At 70.8% G+C, this 16,998-nt stretch carries 16 protein-coding genes and 1 pseudogene; 8 read left to right on the plus strand and 9 right to left on the minus strand.

Annotated elements, in window-relative coordinates; all coding sequences use genetic code 11:
• Positions 1 to 7: 7 nt before the first annotated feature.
• Positions 8 to 1,984, plus strand: a complete 1,977-nt coding sequence (locus tag Vlu01_RS23360; RefSeq protein ID WP_204003327.1) for an ABC transporter ATP-binding protein — start codon at positions 8 to 10, stop codon at positions 1,982 to 1,984.
• A gap of 25 nt (positions 1,985 to 2,009) precedes the next feature.
• Here Vlu01_RS23360 and mug read toward each other — a convergent pair whose 3' ends face one another.
• The 6 genes from mug to Vlu01_RS23390 form a co-directional block, all read right to left on the minus strand.
• On the minus strand, positions 2,010 to 2,531 hold the full coding sequence (mug, locus tag Vlu01_RS23365) for a G/U mismatch-specific DNA glycosylase (protein ID WP_239096078.1): 522 nt from the start codon (positions 2,529 to 2,531) through the stop codon (positions 2,010 to 2,012).
• A 113-nt stretch (positions 2,532 to 2,644) separates the two neighbouring features.
• Complete coding sequence (locus Vlu01_RS23370) at positions 2,645 to 3,406, minus strand: SDR family oxidoreductase (protein ID WP_204003257.1); 762 nt, start codon at positions 3,404 to 3,406, stop codon at positions 2,645 to 2,647.
• A gap of 62 nt (positions 3,407 to 3,468) precedes the next feature.
• A complete protein-coding gene (locus tag Vlu01_RS23375; RefSeq protein WP_204003260.1) occupies positions 3,469 to 3,957 on the minus strand; it encodes an SCO6045 C-terminal-like domain-containing protein in 489 nt (162 codons plus the stop codon).
• Positions 3,954 to 4,772 carry an MbnB/TglH/ChrH family RiPP precursor modification enzyme gene (locus tag Vlu01_RS23380; RefSeq protein WP_204003263.1) on the minus strand — a complete coding sequence of 273 codons (819 nt, stop codon included), beginning with the start codon at positions 4,770 to 4,772 and terminating at the stop codon, positions 3,954 to 3,956. Before Vlu01_RS23380 ends, Vlu01_RS23375 begins: the two co-directional genes overlap by 4 nt.
• Complete coding sequence (locus Vlu01_RS23385) at positions 4,769 to 5,689, minus strand: TIGR04222 domain-containing membrane protein (protein ID WP_204003266.1); 921 nt, start codon at positions 5,687 to 5,689, stop codon at positions 4,769 to 4,771. The genes Vlu01_RS23380 and Vlu01_RS23385 overlap by 4 nt, the downstream gene beginning before the upstream one ends.
• Positions 5,690 to 5,792: 103 nt before the next feature.
• Positions 5,793 to 6,365 (minus strand): TetR/AcrR family transcriptional regulator, encoded by a 573-nt coding sequence (locus tag Vlu01_RS23390; protein ID WP_204003269.1) that lies wholly within the window; start codon positions 6,363 to 6,365, stop codon positions 5,793 to 5,795.
• A 153-nt stretch (positions 6,366 to 6,518) separates the two neighbouring features.
• Here Vlu01_RS23390 and Vlu01_RS23395 point away from each other — a divergent pair, with 153 nt between their 5' ends.
• Both Vlu01_RS23395 and Vlu01_RS23400 read left to right on the plus strand, forming a co-directional pair.
• Entirely contained in the window at positions 6,519 to 7,163 is a 645-nt protein-coding gene (locus Vlu01_RS23395; RefSeq protein WP_204003270.1) for an HAD family hydrolase, read from the plus strand.
• Positions 7,164 to 7,349: 186 nt separating this feature from the next.
• Positions 7,350 to 8,285 (plus strand): serine protein kinase RIO, encoded by a 936-nt coding sequence (locus Vlu01_RS23400; RefSeq protein WP_204003272.1) that lies wholly within the window; start codon positions 7,350 to 7,352, stop codon positions 8,283 to 8,285.
• A gap of 120 nt (positions 8,286 to 8,405) precedes the next feature.
• Here the strand turns inward: Vlu01_RS23400 and Vlu01_RS23405 are convergent, their stop codons facing one another.
• On the minus strand, positions 8,406 to 8,654 hold the full coding sequence (locus Vlu01_RS23405; protein WP_204003274.1) for a DUF2630 family protein: 249 nt from the start codon (positions 8,652 to 8,654) through the stop codon (positions 8,406 to 8,408).
• A gap of 615 nt (positions 8,655 to 9,269) precedes the next feature.
• Between Vlu01_RS23405 and Vlu01_RS23410 the strand changes: the two genes are divergently transcribed.
• The 4 genes from Vlu01_RS23410 to Vlu01_RS23425 all read left to right on the plus strand — a co-directional run bounded on the left by Vlu01_RS23410 (position 9,270) and on the right by Vlu01_RS23425 (position 12,581).
• Positions 9,270 to 10,880: a prenyltransferase/squalene oxidase repeat-containing protein gene (locus tag Vlu01_RS23410; protein ID WP_204003276.1), complete on the plus strand. Its 1,611-nt coding sequence runs from the start codon at positions 9,270 to 9,272 to the stop codon at positions 10,878 to 10,880.
• 306 nt (positions 10,881 to 11,186) lie between these two features.
• Complete coding sequence (locus Vlu01_RS23415) at positions 11,187 to 11,609, plus strand: roadblock/LC7 domain-containing protein (RefSeq protein ID WP_204003279.1); 423 nt, start codon at positions 11,187 to 11,189, stop codon at positions 11,607 to 11,609.
• A 5-nt stretch (positions 11,610 to 11,614) separates the two neighbouring features.
• Positions 11,615 to 12,001 carry a DUF742 domain-containing protein gene (locus Vlu01_RS23420; RefSeq protein ID WP_204003280.1) on the plus strand — a complete coding sequence of 129 codons (387 nt, stop codon included), beginning with the start codon at positions 11,615 to 11,617 and terminating at the stop codon, positions 11,999 to 12,001.
• Positions 11,982 to 12,581: a GTP-binding protein gene (locus Vlu01_RS23425; protein WP_204003283.1), complete on the plus strand. Its 600-nt coding sequence runs from the start codon at positions 11,982 to 11,984 to the stop codon at positions 12,579 to 12,581. Before Vlu01_RS23420 ends, Vlu01_RS23425 begins: the two co-directional genes overlap by 20 nt.
• 65 nt (positions 12,582 to 12,646) lie before the next feature.
• Here Vlu01_RS23425 and Vlu01_RS23430 read toward each other — a convergent pair whose 3' ends face one another.
• Entirely contained in the window at positions 12,647 to 15,451 is a 2,805-nt protein-coding gene (locus tag Vlu01_RS23430) for an aconitate hydratase (RefSeq protein WP_204003285.1), read from the minus strand.
• 158 nt (positions 15,452 to 15,609) lie between these two features.
• On the opposite strand from Vlu01_RS23430, the pseudogene Vlu01_RS27655 reads away from it, so the two are divergent.
• Positions 15,610 to 15,810, plus strand: a pseudogene (locus tag Vlu01_RS27655) (VOC family protein); the annotation flags it as partial.
• A 108-nt stretch (positions 15,811 to 15,918) separates the two neighbouring features.
• On the opposite strand, the gene Vlu01_RS23435 reads toward Vlu01_RS27655, so the two are convergent.
• Positions 15,919 to 16,575: a C39 family peptidase gene (locus Vlu01_RS23435; protein WP_204003288.1), complete on the minus strand. Its 657-nt coding sequence runs from the start codon at positions 16,573 to 16,575 to the stop codon at positions 15,919 to 15,921.
• Between the last annotated feature and the right edge of the window lie 423 nt (positions 16,576 to 16,998).

Below are 16,998 nucleotides of genomic sequence, written 5' to 3' on the forward strand. Positions count from 1 at the left end.
CCACCCGATGACCGGTGGCGGCGTGGGCGGTTGGAGCATGCTCCGGTCGATGCGTAGTCAGGACGACATCTCGGCGCACCGGCTGAAGCGAGGTGTCGCTCGCCGGATCGTGGCCTTCGCCCACCCCTACCGACGCGACATCGCCATCTTCCTGATCACTGTGATCGTGGCCGCGGTGATCGGGGTGGCGACCCCGCTGCTGGCCGGCGACGTGATCGACACCATCACCCGAGGCGGCTCCGACGCCGGGGCGTTGGTGATCCGGCTGGCCATGTTCATCGCCGCCCTCGCGGTCGCCGACGCTCTCCTGTCGCTGGCCCAACGGTGGTATTCGGCCCGCATCGGCGAGGGCATCATCCTCGACCTGCGTACCCGCGTCTACGACCACGTGCAGCGGATGCCGTTGCAGTTCTTCACCCGCACCCAGACCGGCGCGCTGGTCAGTCGGCTCAACAACGACGTGATCGGCGCTCAGCGGGCGTTCACCTCGACGCTGTCGGGCGTGGTCAGCAACGTGATCCAACTGGTCCTCACCGCCGTTGTGATGCTCACCCTCTCCTGGCAGATCACCGCGCTCTCCCTGGTGCTGCTGCCGGTCTTCATCATCCCGGCGCGCCGGGTGGGCCGGCGGCTGGCCGAGATCACCCGCGAGTCGTACGACCTCGACGCCAAGATGAACGCGACCATGACCGAGCGGTTCGGGGTCGCCGGCGCGTTGTTGGTGAAGCTCTTCGGCCGGCCGGACGCCGAGGCGGCCCGCTTCGCCGCCCGGGCCGAACGGGTCCGCGACATCGGCATCACCTCCGCGATGTACTCGCGGACCTTCTTCGTGGCCATGCTGCTGGTGGCCTCGCTGGCCCAGGCCCTGACCTACGGCCTCGGCGGTTGGCTCGCGGTCAGCGGCCAGGTCAGCGCCGGCACCGTGGTGACCCTGGCGTTGCTGCTCACCCGCCTCTACGGCCCGCTGACCGCGCTGAGCAACGTCCGGGTGGACGTGATGAGCGCGCTGGTGTCGTTCGACCGGGTCTTCGAGGTGCTCGACCTGCAACCGGGCATCAAGGAACGGCCCGACGCGGTGCGGGTTCCCCAGGGGGCGGGAAGCGTCGAGTTCCGCGACGTCCGGTTCCGCTACCCGAGCGCCGCCGAGATCTCCCTCGCGTCGCTGGAGGAGGTCGCCGCGCTGGACCGTACGGTCAACGAACCGGTGCTCAAGGGCGTCTCCTTCAGCGTCGAGCCGGGGCAGATGGTGGCGCTGGTCGGGCCCTCCGGTGCCGGCAAGTCCACGCTGTCCATGCTGATCTCCCGCATCTACGACGTCACCGACGGGCAGGTGCTGGTCGGCGGCGTCGACGTCCGCGACGCCCGGCTCGACTCGCTGCGCGACGAGATCGGCGTGGTGACCCAGGATTCGCACCTGTTCCACGAGACCATCGCGGAGAACCTGCGTTACGCCAAGCCGGAGGCCACCGACGACGAGCTGTGGGCGGCCCTGGCGGGAGCGCAGGTCGCCGACCTGGTCAGGTCGCTGCCCGACGGGCTCGAGACCACCGTGGGTGAGCGTGGCTACCGCTTCTCCGGCGGTGAGAAGCAGCGCATCGCCATCGCCCGGCTGCTGCTCAAGGCGCCGTCGATCGTCATCCTCGACGAGGCCACCGCTCACCTGGATTCGGAGAGCGAGGCGGCGGTGCAGCGGGCGTTGTCGGTGGCGTTGACCGGGCGTACCGCCCTGGTGATCGCCCACCGGCTCTCCACGGTCCGGGACGCCGACCAGATCCTGGTCCTTGACGACGGTCGCATCGTGGAGCGGGGTCGTCACGATGAGTTGGTGGCCGTCGGCGGTCTCTACGCCGAGCTGTACCGCACCCAGTTCGCGGTGGCCGACTCGCCTACACCGTACGCCGACGCCACCGGTCCGGAGCCGGTGATCATTCCTTCCCGGGAGTACATCGCCGACGAGGCCATGCCACCCGCTGCCGCCAACTGAGTGGTGGAGCTGCAGGCCAGCCGGTTCACCCGAGGGCGGCCGCGTGGAGTTCGGCGAAGGCGGCACCGAGGGTCTGTGGGGTGTAGTGGGCGTTCAGCCCGCTGGGGTTGGGCAGCACCCACAGCCGGGCGTCGGCCAGTTGTTCCGGTTGCGGCCCGAACCGCGCCTTCGGTCGGGCGAAGCCGATCCGGTACGCGGTGACTCCGACCACCGCGACCCAGCGTGGCTGATACCGGGCCACCTTGTCCGTGAGCTGTGCCGCGCCGTCGACCAGTTCGGCGGCGGTCAGCTCGTCGGCGCGGGCGCTGGCCCGGGCCACCATGTTCGTGATGCCGAGCCCGAATGTCGGCAGTTCGTCCTGCTCGCTGGGGTGCAGTAGGCGTGGAGTGAACCCGCCTCGGTGCAGCGCCGGCCAGAACCGGTTGCCGGGGCGGGCGAAGTGCCACCCGGTGGCCGCCGACCAGAGGCCCGGGTTGATGCCGACGAAGAGCACGTCCAGCCCGACGCCGATGACGTCCGCGATGGTCTTGTCGGTCGCTGCGGCCAGGTCCTCCCGGCTCGGGCGCGGGTACGATCGCGGCTCCTCGCGGCCCGGTCGAAGCGGCGGCGCCGACCTGCTGCGGGCGGTCCTCCGCTGGGGTCGGGGCGGCTGTCCGGCGCTCACAGGCCGCGCAGTGCGCCACCGTCGACCGGGACGGTGACTCCGGTGAGGTAGCTGGCTGCGGGGGAGAGCACGAAGGCGGCGACCCGACCAAACTCGGCCGGGTCACCGATGCGGCGCAGCGGGATGCCAGCCTCCGCCTCGGCTCGGGCGCGGTCAGGGTCGCCGGTGGCGGCGAAGAGTTCCCGGTTGCGATCGGTCAGGATTCGTCCCGGCAGCAGCCCGACCACCCGTACGCCGCGTGGGCCGTACTCGTCCGCGACGTCCTTGGCGACACCGGCCAGACCTGGCCGCAGACCGTTGGAGATGCCCAGCCCGGGCACCGGGCCACGCGCCGAGGTGGAGAGCACCAGCGCGATGGCACCGCCCTCGGGCAGCGCGGCGGCGACCGTTCGTACCGTGCGGACGCTGCCGAGGAAGACGGTCTCGAAGGACTGCCGCCACTGCTCGTCGTCGACTGACGCGGCGCTGCCGGCGGGTGGTCCGCCGACCGAGACCAAGGCACCGTCGACACGGCCGAAGTGACGTTGCGCGGCGGCCAACAACCGTTCCGGTGTTTCCGGGTGTGTCAGGTCGGCGGTGACGCCGACGGCCCGGTCGGGCCCGCCGAGGCCGGCGACGGCTGACTCCACCGAGTCGGAGTGCCGGGCGGAGAGCACCACCCGGGCGCCGTCGGCCACCAGGCACTGCGCGGTGGCGTAACCAAGTCCACGGGAGGCGCCGGTGAGCACGTACACCCGATCGGTCAGTCCGAGATCCATGCCGACGATCCTGCCCCAGCCTGTCCGGTGGGAAACAGCCCGGTGCGGTGCCGGAGTGCGGTTCAGGGACGGGCCGGGCGCAGCAGGCGTACCCGGCCGGCGAACTGGACGGCGATCGCGCCGCCGGCCTGTCCGAGGGCGGGGAACCGGCGGCGGCGCGGGGTCCGGTGCCCGTCGTAGTGGAACTCCGCCTCCCGTACGGCCAGTTCCTCGGCGCCCAGCGGCGGTAGGGCGGCGCGGGCGTGCAGCGCGCGGGCCAGCTCCCAACCGTCGCGTAGTCCGCCACCACCGGGTCGGCCGGCTGCCCAGTCGATGAACGTCGTCGGCCAGGCGGGACCGAGCCCGGCGGCGAGCAGCGGCCAGTGCCGGGCGACCTCGCCCGCGCGCTTGCGCAGCAGCGCCGCGCGGGCGGCGGCCAGCGGACCAGGTGCGAAGCCGGCCGGCGGCGGACCGTCGGCCACCAGCGCCGCGACCAGCTCCGCCTGCCGGGAGGCGAGTGTCCCGGTGGGCGTCCCGGTCGGGTCGGGCGGTCCGGCTCCGGCCGGTGTCACGTCACCACCGGGAAGCCACAGGCGGCGGCGACGGCGTCCAGCTCGGTACGTAGCTCGCCCGCCGGTGGATAGTGCCCGTCGCGCTCCAGCATCGCCGCCGGTGGGCGGTGCCGGGCACACAGCTCGGCGAGCAGCTCCAACACCTCCCGCCCGATCGGGTCGGTGTGCGTGTCGTGGTAGAAGCCGCCGCGCTCGGCGCCGCCCGCGACGTGCAGGTACGCGACCCGTTCCAGAGGCAGGCGGTCGAGCAGCGCGACCGGGTCGGTGCCCCGGTTACGCGCGTTGGCGTAGACGTTGGCGACGTCGAGCAGCAGCAGCGCTCCGGTGCGTTCCAGGATCTCGTTGAGGAACGCCGCTTCGTCGAGTTCGTCGTCCGGCCAGTCGAACAGGGCGGCGATCGGCTCCAACGCGATCGGCACCGGCAGATCCGCCTGGGCTCGGGCGATGTTGGCGCAGACCGCGTCGACCGCCTCGTGGGTGCGAGGTAGCGGCAGCAGGTGGCCCGCCTCCAGGCCGCCCGCTCGGACGAAGGCGATGTGCTCGCTGACCAGTGGTGCCGCCAGTAGCTGCGCGACCGCCGCCAGGTGGGCGACCCGGGCCGGCTCGACCGGTGCCGCGCCGCCGAGGGAGAGCCGCACCCCGTGGGGTACGACGGTGACGCCACGGTTGTGCAGCTCGAGCAGGCCGTCCGGCGGCGGACCGGCGGCCGGCACCGACTCGGCGATCACCTCGACGAAGCGTAGGCCGGGCAATTCGGCGACGAAGCCGGAGATCTCCGGGCGCCAGCCGATGCCCACACCGTACGGGGTGTTCATCCGCCGCACCCGCCACCGCAACCCCCGCCGCCACCGCAACTCCCACCACTGCAGCCGCCACTGGCACCTGCGGTGCTGCCGCCGCCACACCCTCCGGTGGTGCTGGCGCCCCCGGCGGCGACGTGACGTTGGATCTGAGCCTGCTGGGCGAAGACCGGATCAAGTGCCCAGAGTGACGCGGTGCCGTAGAGGGCCACGGCCATGCCCGCTCCCGCCGCTCCATAGGTGGCGTACGCCGGGTTGGCGGCGGGGGCGAGGTGCCGATTGCGCTGGCGCAGCGTCCGTAGCGCGGCCTCGGCTGCCCGGGTCCGGCGAGGTACCCGGACGAGCAGCACGATGGTCAGTGCGGTGAGCGCGAGGACGGTGAGCACCAGGTACCAGACCGGGCGGTCGTTGGCGAGCCCGGCGACGATCCGGACGACACCGAGCACCACCAGCGCGACCAGCAGCAGCGGACCCTGGCGCAGTGCGGCCCGCCGGTCCGGACCGAGCGCCAGACCACGCTGGTCAAGTCCGTCGCGTAGCTCGACGAGGGCACGCTCGACCCATTCGGTGCGGCGCAGGTCCCGGGCCGGGATGCGCTGCGTCGCGGCGTAGTGGATGGCCCGATCGAGTTGAGTGGCGGCGGGCGGCAGCGGACCGTCGGCGGTCAGCCGGCGTTCCGAGTCGACACCGATCGCACCCCGGCTGCGCAGGGTGCCCAACGAGGTCCAGACGGCGAAGTCCGCACCGCCGTTGAGGTAGGCGACCTGCTGCGGGCCCAGTTGATCGGCGGGAGGAGCGGCCCGGCCGCCCAGCAGTGCCCGACGGCGGACCAGCACGACGGCGACGGCGATCACCGTGGCCGCCAGGTAGAGCGTGATGAAGGTGGGGCCGGGAACTCCCCAGGTGTCGTAATCGACCGCGAAACCCGTCATGGCCTGCTCCTGTCGCGCGAGGGAACGCGGCTTCATTGTGGAGCGGCGATGCCAGCGTCCGGTTGCCCGGTCGGTCGAGTTACCTTCTCGTTACCTGGCGAGGTCAGCGCCGCCGTACCGCCTCCTCGACCAGGTCGAGCACCGCGCCCAGATCGCCGGCCGGTCGGCCCATGGCCAGGTGCAGCACCAGTCCGTCGTAGGCGAGTTCGAGGAAACGGGCCAGAACGTCGATCGGGACGTCCTCGCGGAGCACGCCGGCCTCCCGTTGACGGACCAGCCGGTCCTGGGTCGCCGCGGCGATGGCGGCTGCCTGCTGTGTCCAGCGGGCGGCGAAGGCGGGATCGGTACGCAGCCGCCGGGACACCTCCAGCTGGCTGCCCAGCCATCCGGTGGTGTCCGGAGAGTAGGCCCGGGCGAGCAGGTCCCGCATCACCTGGACAAGACCATTGCGGGCGACCGTCTCCACCATCGTCGCCGCGTCGTCCTCGGCGACGGCGAGGAAGAGGGAGTCCTTGTCCCGGAAGTGGTGGAAGATGGCGCCGCGCGAAAGACCGGTGGCCTCCTCCAGGCGACGTACGGTCGCACCCTCGTAGCCGTGCCGGGCGAAGCAGGCTCGCGCGGCGGCGAGGATTTCCTGTCGGCGGGCGTCGAGCTGATCCTGGCTTACTCTGGGCACGTGTCGATCGTGTCAGCTCCCTCCCGCTGATGCAAACCGTACGTACGGCTTGTTTCCTTCGTCGTCGGTCCGGTCGACGCCCGTCCCGGCCCGACCCCACCGCGTAACACTCCGCCCTGTCGGCGAGGTACCCGATTCCCGTAAGGTGCCCGAGTGCCGCTGCTCCTGCTGGACCTGGACAACACCCTGCTCGATCGAGCTGGGCCGTTCCGCACCTGGGCAGAGCGCTTCCTCGACGGCATCGGTGCGCCACCGCACGACATCGAGTGGCTGCTTTCCATCGACGCTGATGGTTTGACGGATCGTTGGGACGTGGCGGACGCCATCCGGGATCGCTACCGGTTGCGGATCCCCTCCATCGACCTGGTGGAGGAACTGCACGACGGGGTCGTGGAGTTCACCCGGCTGGACCCGCTGGTGGCGTGCGCCCTGCGGATCGCCGACGACGCCGGCTGGATGCCGGTCGTGGTGAGCAACGGCGCGGTCCGGCAGCAGGATGCCAAGATCCGCCGGACCGGATTGGACCGCTACATCGCGGACTGGGTGATCTCCGAGGAGGCTGGGGTCAGCAAGCCCAACCCCCGCATCTTCGCGCTCGCCGCGCAGCGGGCCAGGATGCCGCTGCGCGGTGCCTGGGTGGTCGGGGACGGCCCGGAGGCGGACATCGGCGGGGCCACGGCCGTCGGCCTGCCCAGCATCTGGCTGCACCGGGGACGTCCCTGGACCGACGTGCGGTTCGCGCCGACGGCGACGGTGGACACCGTGATCGCCGCTATCGCCGAGGTCATGGGCGCCTGAGTCGCTCCACGAGCGACCGGCAACCGGTCGCGCTAATTCGGTTGACCCGGCCGATCGTGCCGACGAGCATGGTCCGCGCATCGTGCACTCCGGGCGTCGCCCGGTCGAGGAAAGGGGGTCGGTCATGGCCGTCTTCGCAGGTCACTTCCTGTCTCCTGACACCTCGACCAAGGGACTACCAGCGCCATGCGCGATCACGACTTTCCGGCGCCCGAGCGCCGTACCCGCGGCGGACGCCGCTTCGACGACGACGAACCACGTTTCCTGAAGCGCGGCCGACCGGCCGCCGCCACTTCCACCGAGCCCGACGACGAGCCCGACCCGGGCAGCGACGAGACCTGGTCCTCCTGGGACGAGGCGGTGCACGGTCCGTCACCCCACCCGGAGTGGCTGGTCATCGAGCTGGCCGCGAAGGACACCGAACTCGGTGTGCTCAAGACCGGCAAGGAGGCCGACGTCCATCTGGTGCGTCGGGGACTCCCCGGCACCGACCGGTCCTGCCTCCTGGCGGCGAAACGCTACCGCGACCCCCGGCACCGGCTCTTTCACCGGGACGCGGGGTACCTCGAAGGGCGTCGGGTACGTCGCTCTCGTGAGATGCGGGCGATGACCGGCCGGACGGCGTTCGGGCGGCAGATGATCGCCGGGCAGTGGGCGGCGGCAGAGTTCGCTGCCCTGAGTCGGCTCTGGGAAATCGGCCAGCGCTACGGCACGATCACCGTGCCGTACCCGGTGCAACTGCGGGGCACCGAGCTGATGCTGGAGTTCCTCGGCGACGCCGACGAGGGAAGGGCCGCGCCCCGGCTGGCTGAGCTACGCCCCTCCGGCGCCGAGCTGCATGGGCTGTGGGATCAGTTGGTCGACGCCCTGGTCGTCCTGGCCCGGTCCGGGTACGCCCACGGCGACCTGTCGCCGTACAACCTGTTGGTGCACGCGGGGCGGTTGGCGTTGATCGACCTGCCACAGGTGGTCGACGTGGTGGTGAACCCCCAGGGGCGGGACTTCCTGGCCCGTGATGTTCGGATCGTCGCCAACTGGTTCGTCAGCCGGGGCCTGCCGATGGACCTCGCGGACCCGACCACGCTGACCGAACTGCTGTGCCGCGAGGCCGGACTGGCCTGATCCGGCGGGCTCCGGATGCCGGTCACCGTCATCCGGAGCCCGTCCGCAGCGGCCGGCCCTGCCCGATCCTGGATCGGTCGGCACCGCGTGGTCGACCCGCCGGACCACGAGGCCGGGGACCTACTGGAGATACCGTTCGACCTCGGAGACCGGGCGGCCTCCCTGGGCGTCGGGGTCGCCATGAGCCTGCCGGGCGGCGCGGCGGCGGCGCAGCAGGTCCCAGCACTGGTCGAGGGACTCCTCCAGCTGCCGCAGGCGGGTACGGGCCGCGTCGTCGGTGCCCGTCTCCTGGGTCTGTGCCTGTGCGCGCAGCCGGTGCTCCTCGTCGACGAGGTCCGAGATCCGGTTCAGGATGGTCTTGTCGTCCATGTCCCTGAGCCTGGCACAGCGAGACCGGCCGCGGCCCGCATTCCCGTCGGGCGAATCCTACGGATGGGCACCCCCGCGTTCTACCGGTCGTCCCCGCCTGCCGGCCGTGCTCATCCAGTCCGTCCTATCGATGCCGACTGATCCCGCGCGCATGACGTAGATCACCCGGGCCGGTGACGGACCGGGCTGCGCGGTGGACGCACGCCGATGCGACGGTGGCGGTCCGCTGATCGCCGATCTCGCCCGTTCGCCCGCTGAGCAGGCAGATTGTGTCCCGGGGCCGCTCGCGCGGCGTGCTGCGGCTGCCGCCGAGGAGGTCGAACACGGACGGCGCAAGGTCGTCCGACCAGTCGAGTCTTGAGTGGACAGTGGGAATGTCCACCATGAAGATTCCACGCTGCGCGACTAGTGAGGATTGCCGGTGCGATGTCATGCTCTTCGCAACCGTGGCATTTCGAAGAGTAGCGCCCCACACCCCTGGGGCCCCTTTCAGGTGGGAGCCGACCACGCCATGTCAGTCCAGAACGGACAAGCGGGATCCGAGCCCCTGCTACCGGTGTCGCCGAACCTGCCGCGTGCCCTGGCTGACGTCGGGGGTACGCCGTGACGGCCTCGATGACCACCACCTCGACCGTGGCCGCGTCGGCCGTCGTCGACGCGGCGGGCGACCTGATCGCACAGCTCGAACGGGAACCACACGGACAGGTCAGCGCCTCGGTCTACGAGACGGGCCGGCTCGTCGCCGACGCACCATGGCTCACCGGGCACGGACGACGGCTGGCGTACCTGCTCAGGCAGCAGGGCGTCGACGGCACCTGGGGTGCGGCCGATGGTTACGCCCTGGTGCCCACAGCGAGCGCGGTGGAGGCGCTGCTGGCCGCGTTGGTCCGGGCCGATCCGGCCGAGCCCGGCGGGCCCACCCGGGCGGACCTGGCCGTGGCCGGCAGGCGTGGACTGGTCGCCCTGGCCCGGCTACTCGACGCCGCACCGTCCATGCCGGACACCCCGGCGGCGGACCTGATCGTGCCGGCCCTGGCGGCCAGGATCGACGCCCACCTGGACCGGATGCACCACGCCAACGACCCGTCGGTGACCGGGGCGCCGCGCGCACTGCCCCGGGTGGACCGGCGACGGCTCGACGCGGTCGGCGCATTGCTCGTCACCGACCGCCCGGTTCCTGACAAGCTCTGGCACGCCTACGAGGTGCTGGGCCCGGCCGCCGCCGGCCGCTCCGAGATCGGCCCGGTAGCGGGGGCGGTGGGCGCCTCACCGGCGGCGACCGCGGCCTGGCTGACGCATCGTCCCTCGGTGGAGCAGTCCGCTCGGGCGTACCTCGACGACGTGGTGGCCCGGCACGGCGGTCCGGTGCCCTGCTGCACCCCGATCACCGTCTTCGAGCGGTCCTGGACCCTGGCCACGCTGACCAGGGTGGGGTTGCCGGTCCGGCCGTCGGCCAGGCTGGTCACCGAGTTGGCGGCCGCGCTCGGGTCGCCCGGCGCGGCGACCGGCCCCGGCCTGCCCGCCGACGCCGACACCACCGCCGCGACGCTGTACGCCCTCGCCCGGCTGGGTCGTCCGGTGGATCCGGCCAGCCTGGACCACTACGACCTGGGCAGCCACTTCTGCACCTGGCAAGGAGAGGACGGGCACTCGGTCACCACCAACGCGCACGTGCTGGAGGCGTTGGGCTGGCACGCCCGCCACACCGGGGACGGGGCTGCCCGGTACGCGGCCCGGGTGGCCGCACTCGCGGGTTGGCTGTCCGACCGGCAGCAGCGCGACGGGCACTGGGCGGACCGGTGGCACGCCTCGCCGTACTACGCCACCTGTTGCGTGGTGCTGGCCCTGGCCGGATACGCGCCGCCCGGGACGGCGAGAGACCGTCTCGATCGGGCCGTGGACTGGGTGTTGGCGACGCAGCGTGCCGACGGCGGCTGGGGACGCTGGTCGAGCACGGCCGAGGAGACGGCCTACGCGGTGCACATCCTGCTCGGCACGAGCCAGCGGAGCCGACCCGAGGTGCCGTCGGCTGTGCGTCGGGCACTGACCCACCTGCCCGTCGACGCCATCGAGCATCCTCCACTGTGGCACGACAAGGACCTCTACGCGCCTCTGCTCATCGTACGGGCGGCGGTGCTGGCGGCTCGGCGGCTGGCGCTCCGGAGCGCCGAGGCCCCGTCGGACGGTGTGTCCGCAGGGGATGGCCCGAGCCGAGCAGGGTCATGATCACGAGCGCTTGAGTTGATGGGGTGACGCTGTTAGGTTGCGCCGGGGTCGGTGTGCTGTGTGACGCACTCCTGACTGGCCGATCATCGAGCTCAGTGCCAGGGACGGTGTAATGGGTTCCCGCGGGACGAATCTGCGCACCGAGGTGGTGGCCCTGTTGACCTCGCTGGCGGCGCTCTGGGGCTTCGCCGCCCGGGTCACCGTCCCCGACGATGACGACGCCGTGCTGGTTGCCCGGCGAGCCGGGCGAGGACGTTCAGGCCCAAGCGAGAACGGCGATGAGCCGGGGGAGAAGAGGACGACGAAGTGGCGCAGAAGACGGCTTCGAGTGCCGACCTGACGTGGTTGCTCGATGATCTGGTCGGTCGGGTCAAGCAGGCCGAGCACGCGGTCGCGCTGTCCGCCGACGGTCTGCTGATGGCCTCCTCGCAGGGGCTCAGCCGTGACGACGGTGAGCATCTGGCGGCGATGGCGGCCGGCATCCAGAGCCTGGCCCGCGGCGCGGGCAAGCGGTTCGGTGGCGGGCAGGTGCAGCAGACAATCATCGAGATGCAGTCGTCGTTCCTGTTCGTCACGGCCGCCGGCCGCAACGCCTGCCTGGCGGTGCTGGCCAGTGAGGACGCCGACGTCGGTCTGATCGCGTACGAGATGGCCATGCTGGTCACCCGGGTCGGCAAGTACGTCGCGTCGCCGTCGCGGTCAGCGGAGCAGATCAACGGGGAGAGTTAGCTCCGATGACGGCGCAGGGAGATGTCGCCGACCACCAGTGGGTGGATGACCATGCCGGTCCAGTGGTTCGTCCGTACGCGGTGACCGGCGGCCGGGCCCGTCCGGTCACCGGCACGTTCGATCTGATCTCCCTGGTGACGGCCACCCGTGCGGACGTCGCTCCGGAGGTCGGCCTGGGCCCGGAGCATCTGGCGATCGTCGGCCTGTGCCAGCGGATGCTGTCTGTCGCCGAGGTCGCGGCACACCTGGACCTGCCGGTGGGCACCGTACGGGTCCTGCTCGGCGATCTGGTGGCGCGCAATCTGGTACAGATCCGCGAGCCGAACACCACCGTCGGACTACCCGATCACAGCATCTTCGAGGCGGTTATCAATGGACTACGGGCACTCTGAGCGGTCGTCGGGCGCGACCGTCCTGCCCACAGCGATCAAGATCCTGGTCGCCGGCAGTTTCGGGGTCGGCAAGACCACGCTGGTCGGTGCGGTGAGTGAGACCCGCCCGCTGCGGACCGAGGAGGTGCTGACCGAATCGGGAGTGGGGATCGACGACCTGGCCGGCGTCGAGGCGAAGCAGACCACCACCGTCGCGATGGACTTCGGTCGGATCACCATCAGTGATGACCTGGTGCTGTATCTGTTCGGTACCCCGGGCCAGGACCGGTTCTCGTTCGTCTGGGACGAACTGGCCCTCGGCGCGATCGGTGCGGTGGTGCTGGCCGACACCCGTCGACTGGCCGACTGCTTCCCCTCCATCGACTACTTCGAGGGCCGGGGTACGCCGTTCCTCGTCGCGGTCAACTGCTTCGACGGCGCGCGGCGTTACCGGCTCGACGAGGTGCAGGCGGCGCTCAACCTCGATCCCGGCGTGCCGGTGCTGCTCTGCGACGCCCGGCAGCGCGAGTCGGTCAAGGAGGTGCTCATCACGCTGGTGGAGCACGCGATGAAGGTCCGGTACGCCCGTCGCACCGAGTGACGCGGTGCCACCACACGCCGAGGGCTCCCACCCCGTCCGGGATGGGAGCCCTCACGGCACTCCGGTCAGTTGGCGATCATGCGTCGCAGCACGTACTGCAGGATGCCGCCGTGCCGGTAGTAGTCCGCCTCACCCGGGGTGTCGATCCGCACCACCGCGTCGAACTCCACGCCGCCGTCGGTGGTGACCTTCACCGTGCGGGGAGTGTCGCCGTCGTTGATGGCGGTCACCCCGGTGATGGTGAACGTCTCGGTGCCGCTCAGCCCCAGCGAGTCGGCGTTCTCCCCGGCGGGGAACTGCAGCGGCAGCACGCCCATGCCGATCAGGTTGGAGCGGTGGATCCGCTCGTACGACTCGGCGATGACCGCCTGGACACCGAGCAGCATGGTGCCCTTGGCCGCCCAGTCCCGGGAGGAGCCGGAACCGTACTCCTTGCCGGCCAGGATGACCAGCGGGACGTCGGCGGCCTGGTACGCCATGGCCGCGTCGTAGATGGAGGTCTGCTCGCCGGTCAGGTGGTTGACCGTGAAGCCGCCCTCCACGCCCGGGACCAACTGGTTACGCAGGCGGATGTTGGCGAAGGTGCCCCGGATCATCACCTCGTGGTTACCCCGGCGGGAACCGTACGAGTTGAACTCGTGGCGAGGCACACCGTGCTCGGCGAGGTACTGACCGGCGGGGGAGTCGGCCTTGATGGAACCGGCCGGCGAGATGTGGTCGGTGGTCACCGAGTCGCCGAGCTTGGCCAGCACCCGGGCACCGGCGATGTCGGTCACCGGCTCCGGCTGCGGTCGCATGCCCTCGAAGTACGGGGGCTTGCGGACGTAGGTGGAGTCGTCAGCCCAGGCGAAGGTGTCCCCGGTCGGGGTCGGCAGGGACTGCCAGCGCTCGTCACCGGCGAAGACGTCGGCGTACGCGGAGCTGAAACCGGTGGCGCCGATCGCGGAGGCGATGACGTCCTGGATTTCGGCGGTGCTCGGCCAGATGTCGCGCAGGAAAACCGGGTTACCCTCGCTGTCCGTACCGAGTGGCTCGTTCGCCAGGTCGATGTCCATCGTGCCGGCGAGGGAGTACGCCACCACCAGCGGCGGGGACGCCAGGTAGTTCATCTTCACGTCCGGGTTGATCCGGCCCTCGAAGTTGCGGTTGCCGGAGAGCACCGAGACGACGGCGAGGTCGGCCTCGTCCACGGCGGCGGAGATCGCCTCCGGCAGCGGACCGGAGTTGCCGATGCAGGTGGTGCAGCCGTAGCCGACCAGGTGGAAGCCGAGCTTCTCCAGGTACGGCGTGAGACCGGCCCGCTCGTAGTAGTCCATGACGACCTTGGAGCCGGGTGCGAGCGTGGTCTTCACCCACGGCTTGCGGTTCAGGCCCTTGTCGACCGCGTTCCGCGCGAGCAGCGCCGCACCGATCATCACCTGCGGGTTGGAGGTGTTCGTGCAGGAGGTGATGGCGGCGATCACCACCGCCCCGTGGTCCAGCTCGTACTCGTTGCCGTCCTCACCGACCACGTGGATGGGATCGCTGGGCCGACCCTTGGCCCCGGTGGCGGCCGACATCAGGCCGCGCGGCCGGTCGACCGGGTCGTTCAGGTCGTTGGCGGGCGGGTCGCTGGCCGGGAAGGACAGGACGCTGGCGATGTCCGCGGGCCCCTTGACCGGCTTCCGCTTGCCGTTGAGATAGTCCGGGAGCGCGGCGCGGAAGAGGGTCTTCGCGTTGCCCAGCGGCACCCGGTCCTGCGGGCGCTTGGGACCGGCCAGCGACGGCTCGATGGTGCTCAGGTCGAGTTCCAGGCGCTCGGAGTAGTCCGGCTCGGCGTCCGGGTCGTGCCAGAGACCCTGCTCCTTGGCGTACGCCTCGACCAGGGCGATCTGCTGTGGGTCGCGGCCGGTCAGTTCCAGGTAGCGGACGGTCTCGGCGTCGATCGGGAAGATCGCGACGGTGGAGCCGTACTCCGGGGACATGTTGCCGATGGTGGCCCGGTTGGCCAGCGGCACCGCGCTCACACCGGGGCCGTAGAACTCGACGAACTTGCCGACCACACCGTGGTTGCGCAGCATCTCGGTGATGGTGAGCACCAGGTCGGTGGCGGTGGTGCCGGCCGGCATCTCGCCGGAGAGCTTGAAGCCGACGACCCGTGGGATCAGCATGCTGACCGGCTGGCCGAGCATCGCGGCCTCGGCCTCGATGCCACCCACGCCCCAGCCGAGCACGCCGAGACCGTTGACCATCGTGGTGTGCGAGTCGGTGCCGACGACGGTGTCCGGGTACGCCTGGCCGCCCCGCTCCATGATCGTGCGGGCCAGGTACTCGATGTTGACCTGGTGCACGATGCCGGTGCCCGGCGGGACCACCTTGAACTCGTTGAACGCGGTCTGCCCCCAGCGCAGGAACTGGTAGCGCTCCTTGTTGCGCGCGTACTCCAGCTCGACGTTGCGCTCGAAGGCGTCCTCGCGGCCGAACAGGTCGGCGATGACGGAGTGGTCGATGACCAACTCGGCGGGGGCGAGGGGGTTCACCTTGGTCGGGTCGCCACCGAGTTCGCGGACGGCCTCACGCATGGTGGCCAGGTCGACCACGCAGGGCACGCCGGTGAAGTCCTGCATCAGCACCCGCGCCGGGGTGAACTGGATCTCGACGTTCGGGTCCGCGTTCGGGTCCCACGCACCAAGCTGGCGGATGTGGTCGGCGGTGATGTTCGCGCCGTCCTCGGTCCGCAGCAGGTTTTCCAGCAGGATCTTCAGGCTGTAGGGGAGTCGTTCCTGCCCTTCGACTTTGCTGATCTTGAAAATCTCGTAGCTCGCGTCTCCGACGCGTAGCTGGGTTTTCGCACCGAAGGTGTCGAGGCTCGCCACGTCGTACTCCTTCACACCAGCGACCGTGAGTAGTCCTGAGCAGTCTTTCGCACCGGAGGGAGTGCCGCCGTGGTTAGGCAACACTTACCGCCGATTCGTACCGTCAATAAAACCGTACGTCCGTCTTGCTATTCGCGCAACCCGATGCGACGGTGGGTGCGGGAGGTGTCCTCATGATCCACCACGTCCAGCTCGCCTGCCCCCGGGGCTCGGAGAACCTGTCGCGCGCCTTCCATGTCGGCCTCCTCGACCTCACCGAACTGGCCAAGCCACCGGCCCTCGCGGCCCGCGGTGGTTGCTGGTTCCGTGGGTACGGAGTTGAACTGCACCTGGGCGTGGAGGACGACTTCCGTCCGGCGCGCAAGGCACACCCGCCCTGCTCTGACCCCACCCGACCGCCATACCCAGCGACCGTCGCCCTCCCGGGCGGCAGCACGAAGGGCCGACCCCGGGTGGGGGTCGGCCCTTCGTGGTGTCGAGCGTCAGGAGGTGGCGTAGCCGCGGGTGGCGATCCAGTTGGCCAGGTCCTTGGTGGTCATCCAGTAGGAGGCCTGGTTCGGGTCGGCCGAGTCGGCGATCTTCACCAGTTCGCCGCCGTCACGGTAGCCGACGACGCTGACGTAGTGGCCACCCTCGAAGCTGTGGGCGGTGCCGTCGATGTCGGTTGCGGTGCCGGCGATGTTGGCGACGATGGCCCGGCCGGCGTCCACCGTGCGCACGACGTCCTCGCGCAGCTTCTCAGCCTGCTTGGCGTCGGCCTTGGCGCCCGAGATCTCGACCGACTTGTAGACGTCCTTGCCGGTCTCCTTGTTCAGCACGGGCGTGATGTCGTTGATGGAGTTGGTGCCGGCCTCGGTGGTGCCCATCCGCTTCGCCATGTCGTGCTGGTCGATGTTCTTACCCTGCACCGACAGGGCGTTGCGGGTGGCGGCGGGGCCGCAGTAGTAGAAGGTGTCCTGGGCCTGGTAGCGCACGTCGAGCTGACGCTCGCCGCCAGGCTTGCGCTCGGCCTGCACCTGCACGACCGGCTTGGTCGAGGGGGCGGCCTGGGCGGCGACGGCGGGACCGGCGATGCCGCCGGCGGTGGCGGCAGCAGCAGCGATGGTCAGAGCGGTCTTACGCAGAATGGTGGTAGCCATGGTGATCTACACCTTTCGTCGGGGGTGCACGACGCACGCCGCAGGGGGATGCGGTGGGTCGTGTCAGAAGGGGGAGGATCGTCGGGGGATCGGGGATCCTGCTCGCGACGTCCGGAGGGTGTAACGCCCGGGGGGTGGGGGTCATTCCGGGGCCCGGGGTGCGGCGAGCGGAAGGCGCTCGCGGTCACGCGGGATGTAACGCCCCGGGGGTGGGGGTCATTCCGGCCGGACAGGCGGGCGCAGAGCCGCTCGCGGCCACGTCATGTTCAACGACCGGGGTGCGGGCCGGATTCCGCCACAGCGGTGACCGGCGTCACCGCAAACCGGCTGATACCGGACAGCACGGGTCAGACGTCGTGGTTGCTTCGGAGAAGAGCGGGCGCCACGCACGCCACCTGGCGTTTTCGGTGGGGGTGACGGGGA

Source organism: Micromonospora lutea (assembly GCF_016863535.1).
Lineage (GTDB): Bacteria > Actinomycetota > Actinomycetes > Mycobacteriales > Micromonosporaceae > Micromonospora > Micromonospora lutea.

Coding starts and splice junctions, on each gene's coding strand:
- Vlu01_RS23360 (WP_204003327.1), top strand. CDS start 8: ATGACCGGTGGCGGCGTGGGCGGTTGGAGCATGCTCCGGTCGATGCGT.
- Vlu01_RS23370 (WP_204003257.1), bottom strand. CDS start 3,406: ATGGATCTCGGACTGACCGATCGGGTGTACGTGCTCACCGGCGCCTCC.
- Vlu01_RS23380 (WP_204003263.1), bottom strand. CDS start 4,772: ATGAACACCCCGTACGGTGTGGGCATCGGCTGGCGCCCGGAGATCTCC.
- Vlu01_RS23385 (WP_204003266.1), bottom strand. CDS start 5,689: ATGACGGGTTTCGCGGTCGATTACGACACCTGGGGAGTTCCCGGCCCC.
- Vlu01_RS23400 (WP_204003272.1), top strand. CDS start 7,350: ATGCGCGATCACGACTTTCCGGCGCCCGAGCGCCGTACCCGCGGCGGA.
- Vlu01_RS23405 (WP_204003274.1), bottom strand. CDS start 8,654: ATGGACGACAAGACCATCCTGAACCGGATCTCGGACCTCGTCGACGAG.
- Vlu01_RS23410 (WP_204003276.1), top strand. CDS start 9,270: ATGACCACCACCTCGACCGTGGCCGCGTCGGCCGTCGTCGACGCGGCG.
- Vlu01_RS23420 (WP_204003280.1), top strand. CDS start 11,615: ATGACGGCGCAGGGAGATGTCGCCGACCACCAGTGGGTGGATGACCAT.
- Vlu01_RS23425 (WP_204003283.1), top strand. CDS start 11,982: ATGGACTACGGGCACTCTGAGCGGTCGTCGGGCGCGACCGTCCTGCCC.
- Vlu01_RS23435 (WP_204003288.1), bottom strand. CDS start 16,575: ATGGCTACCACCATTCTGCGTAAGACCGCTCTGACCATCGCTGCTGCT.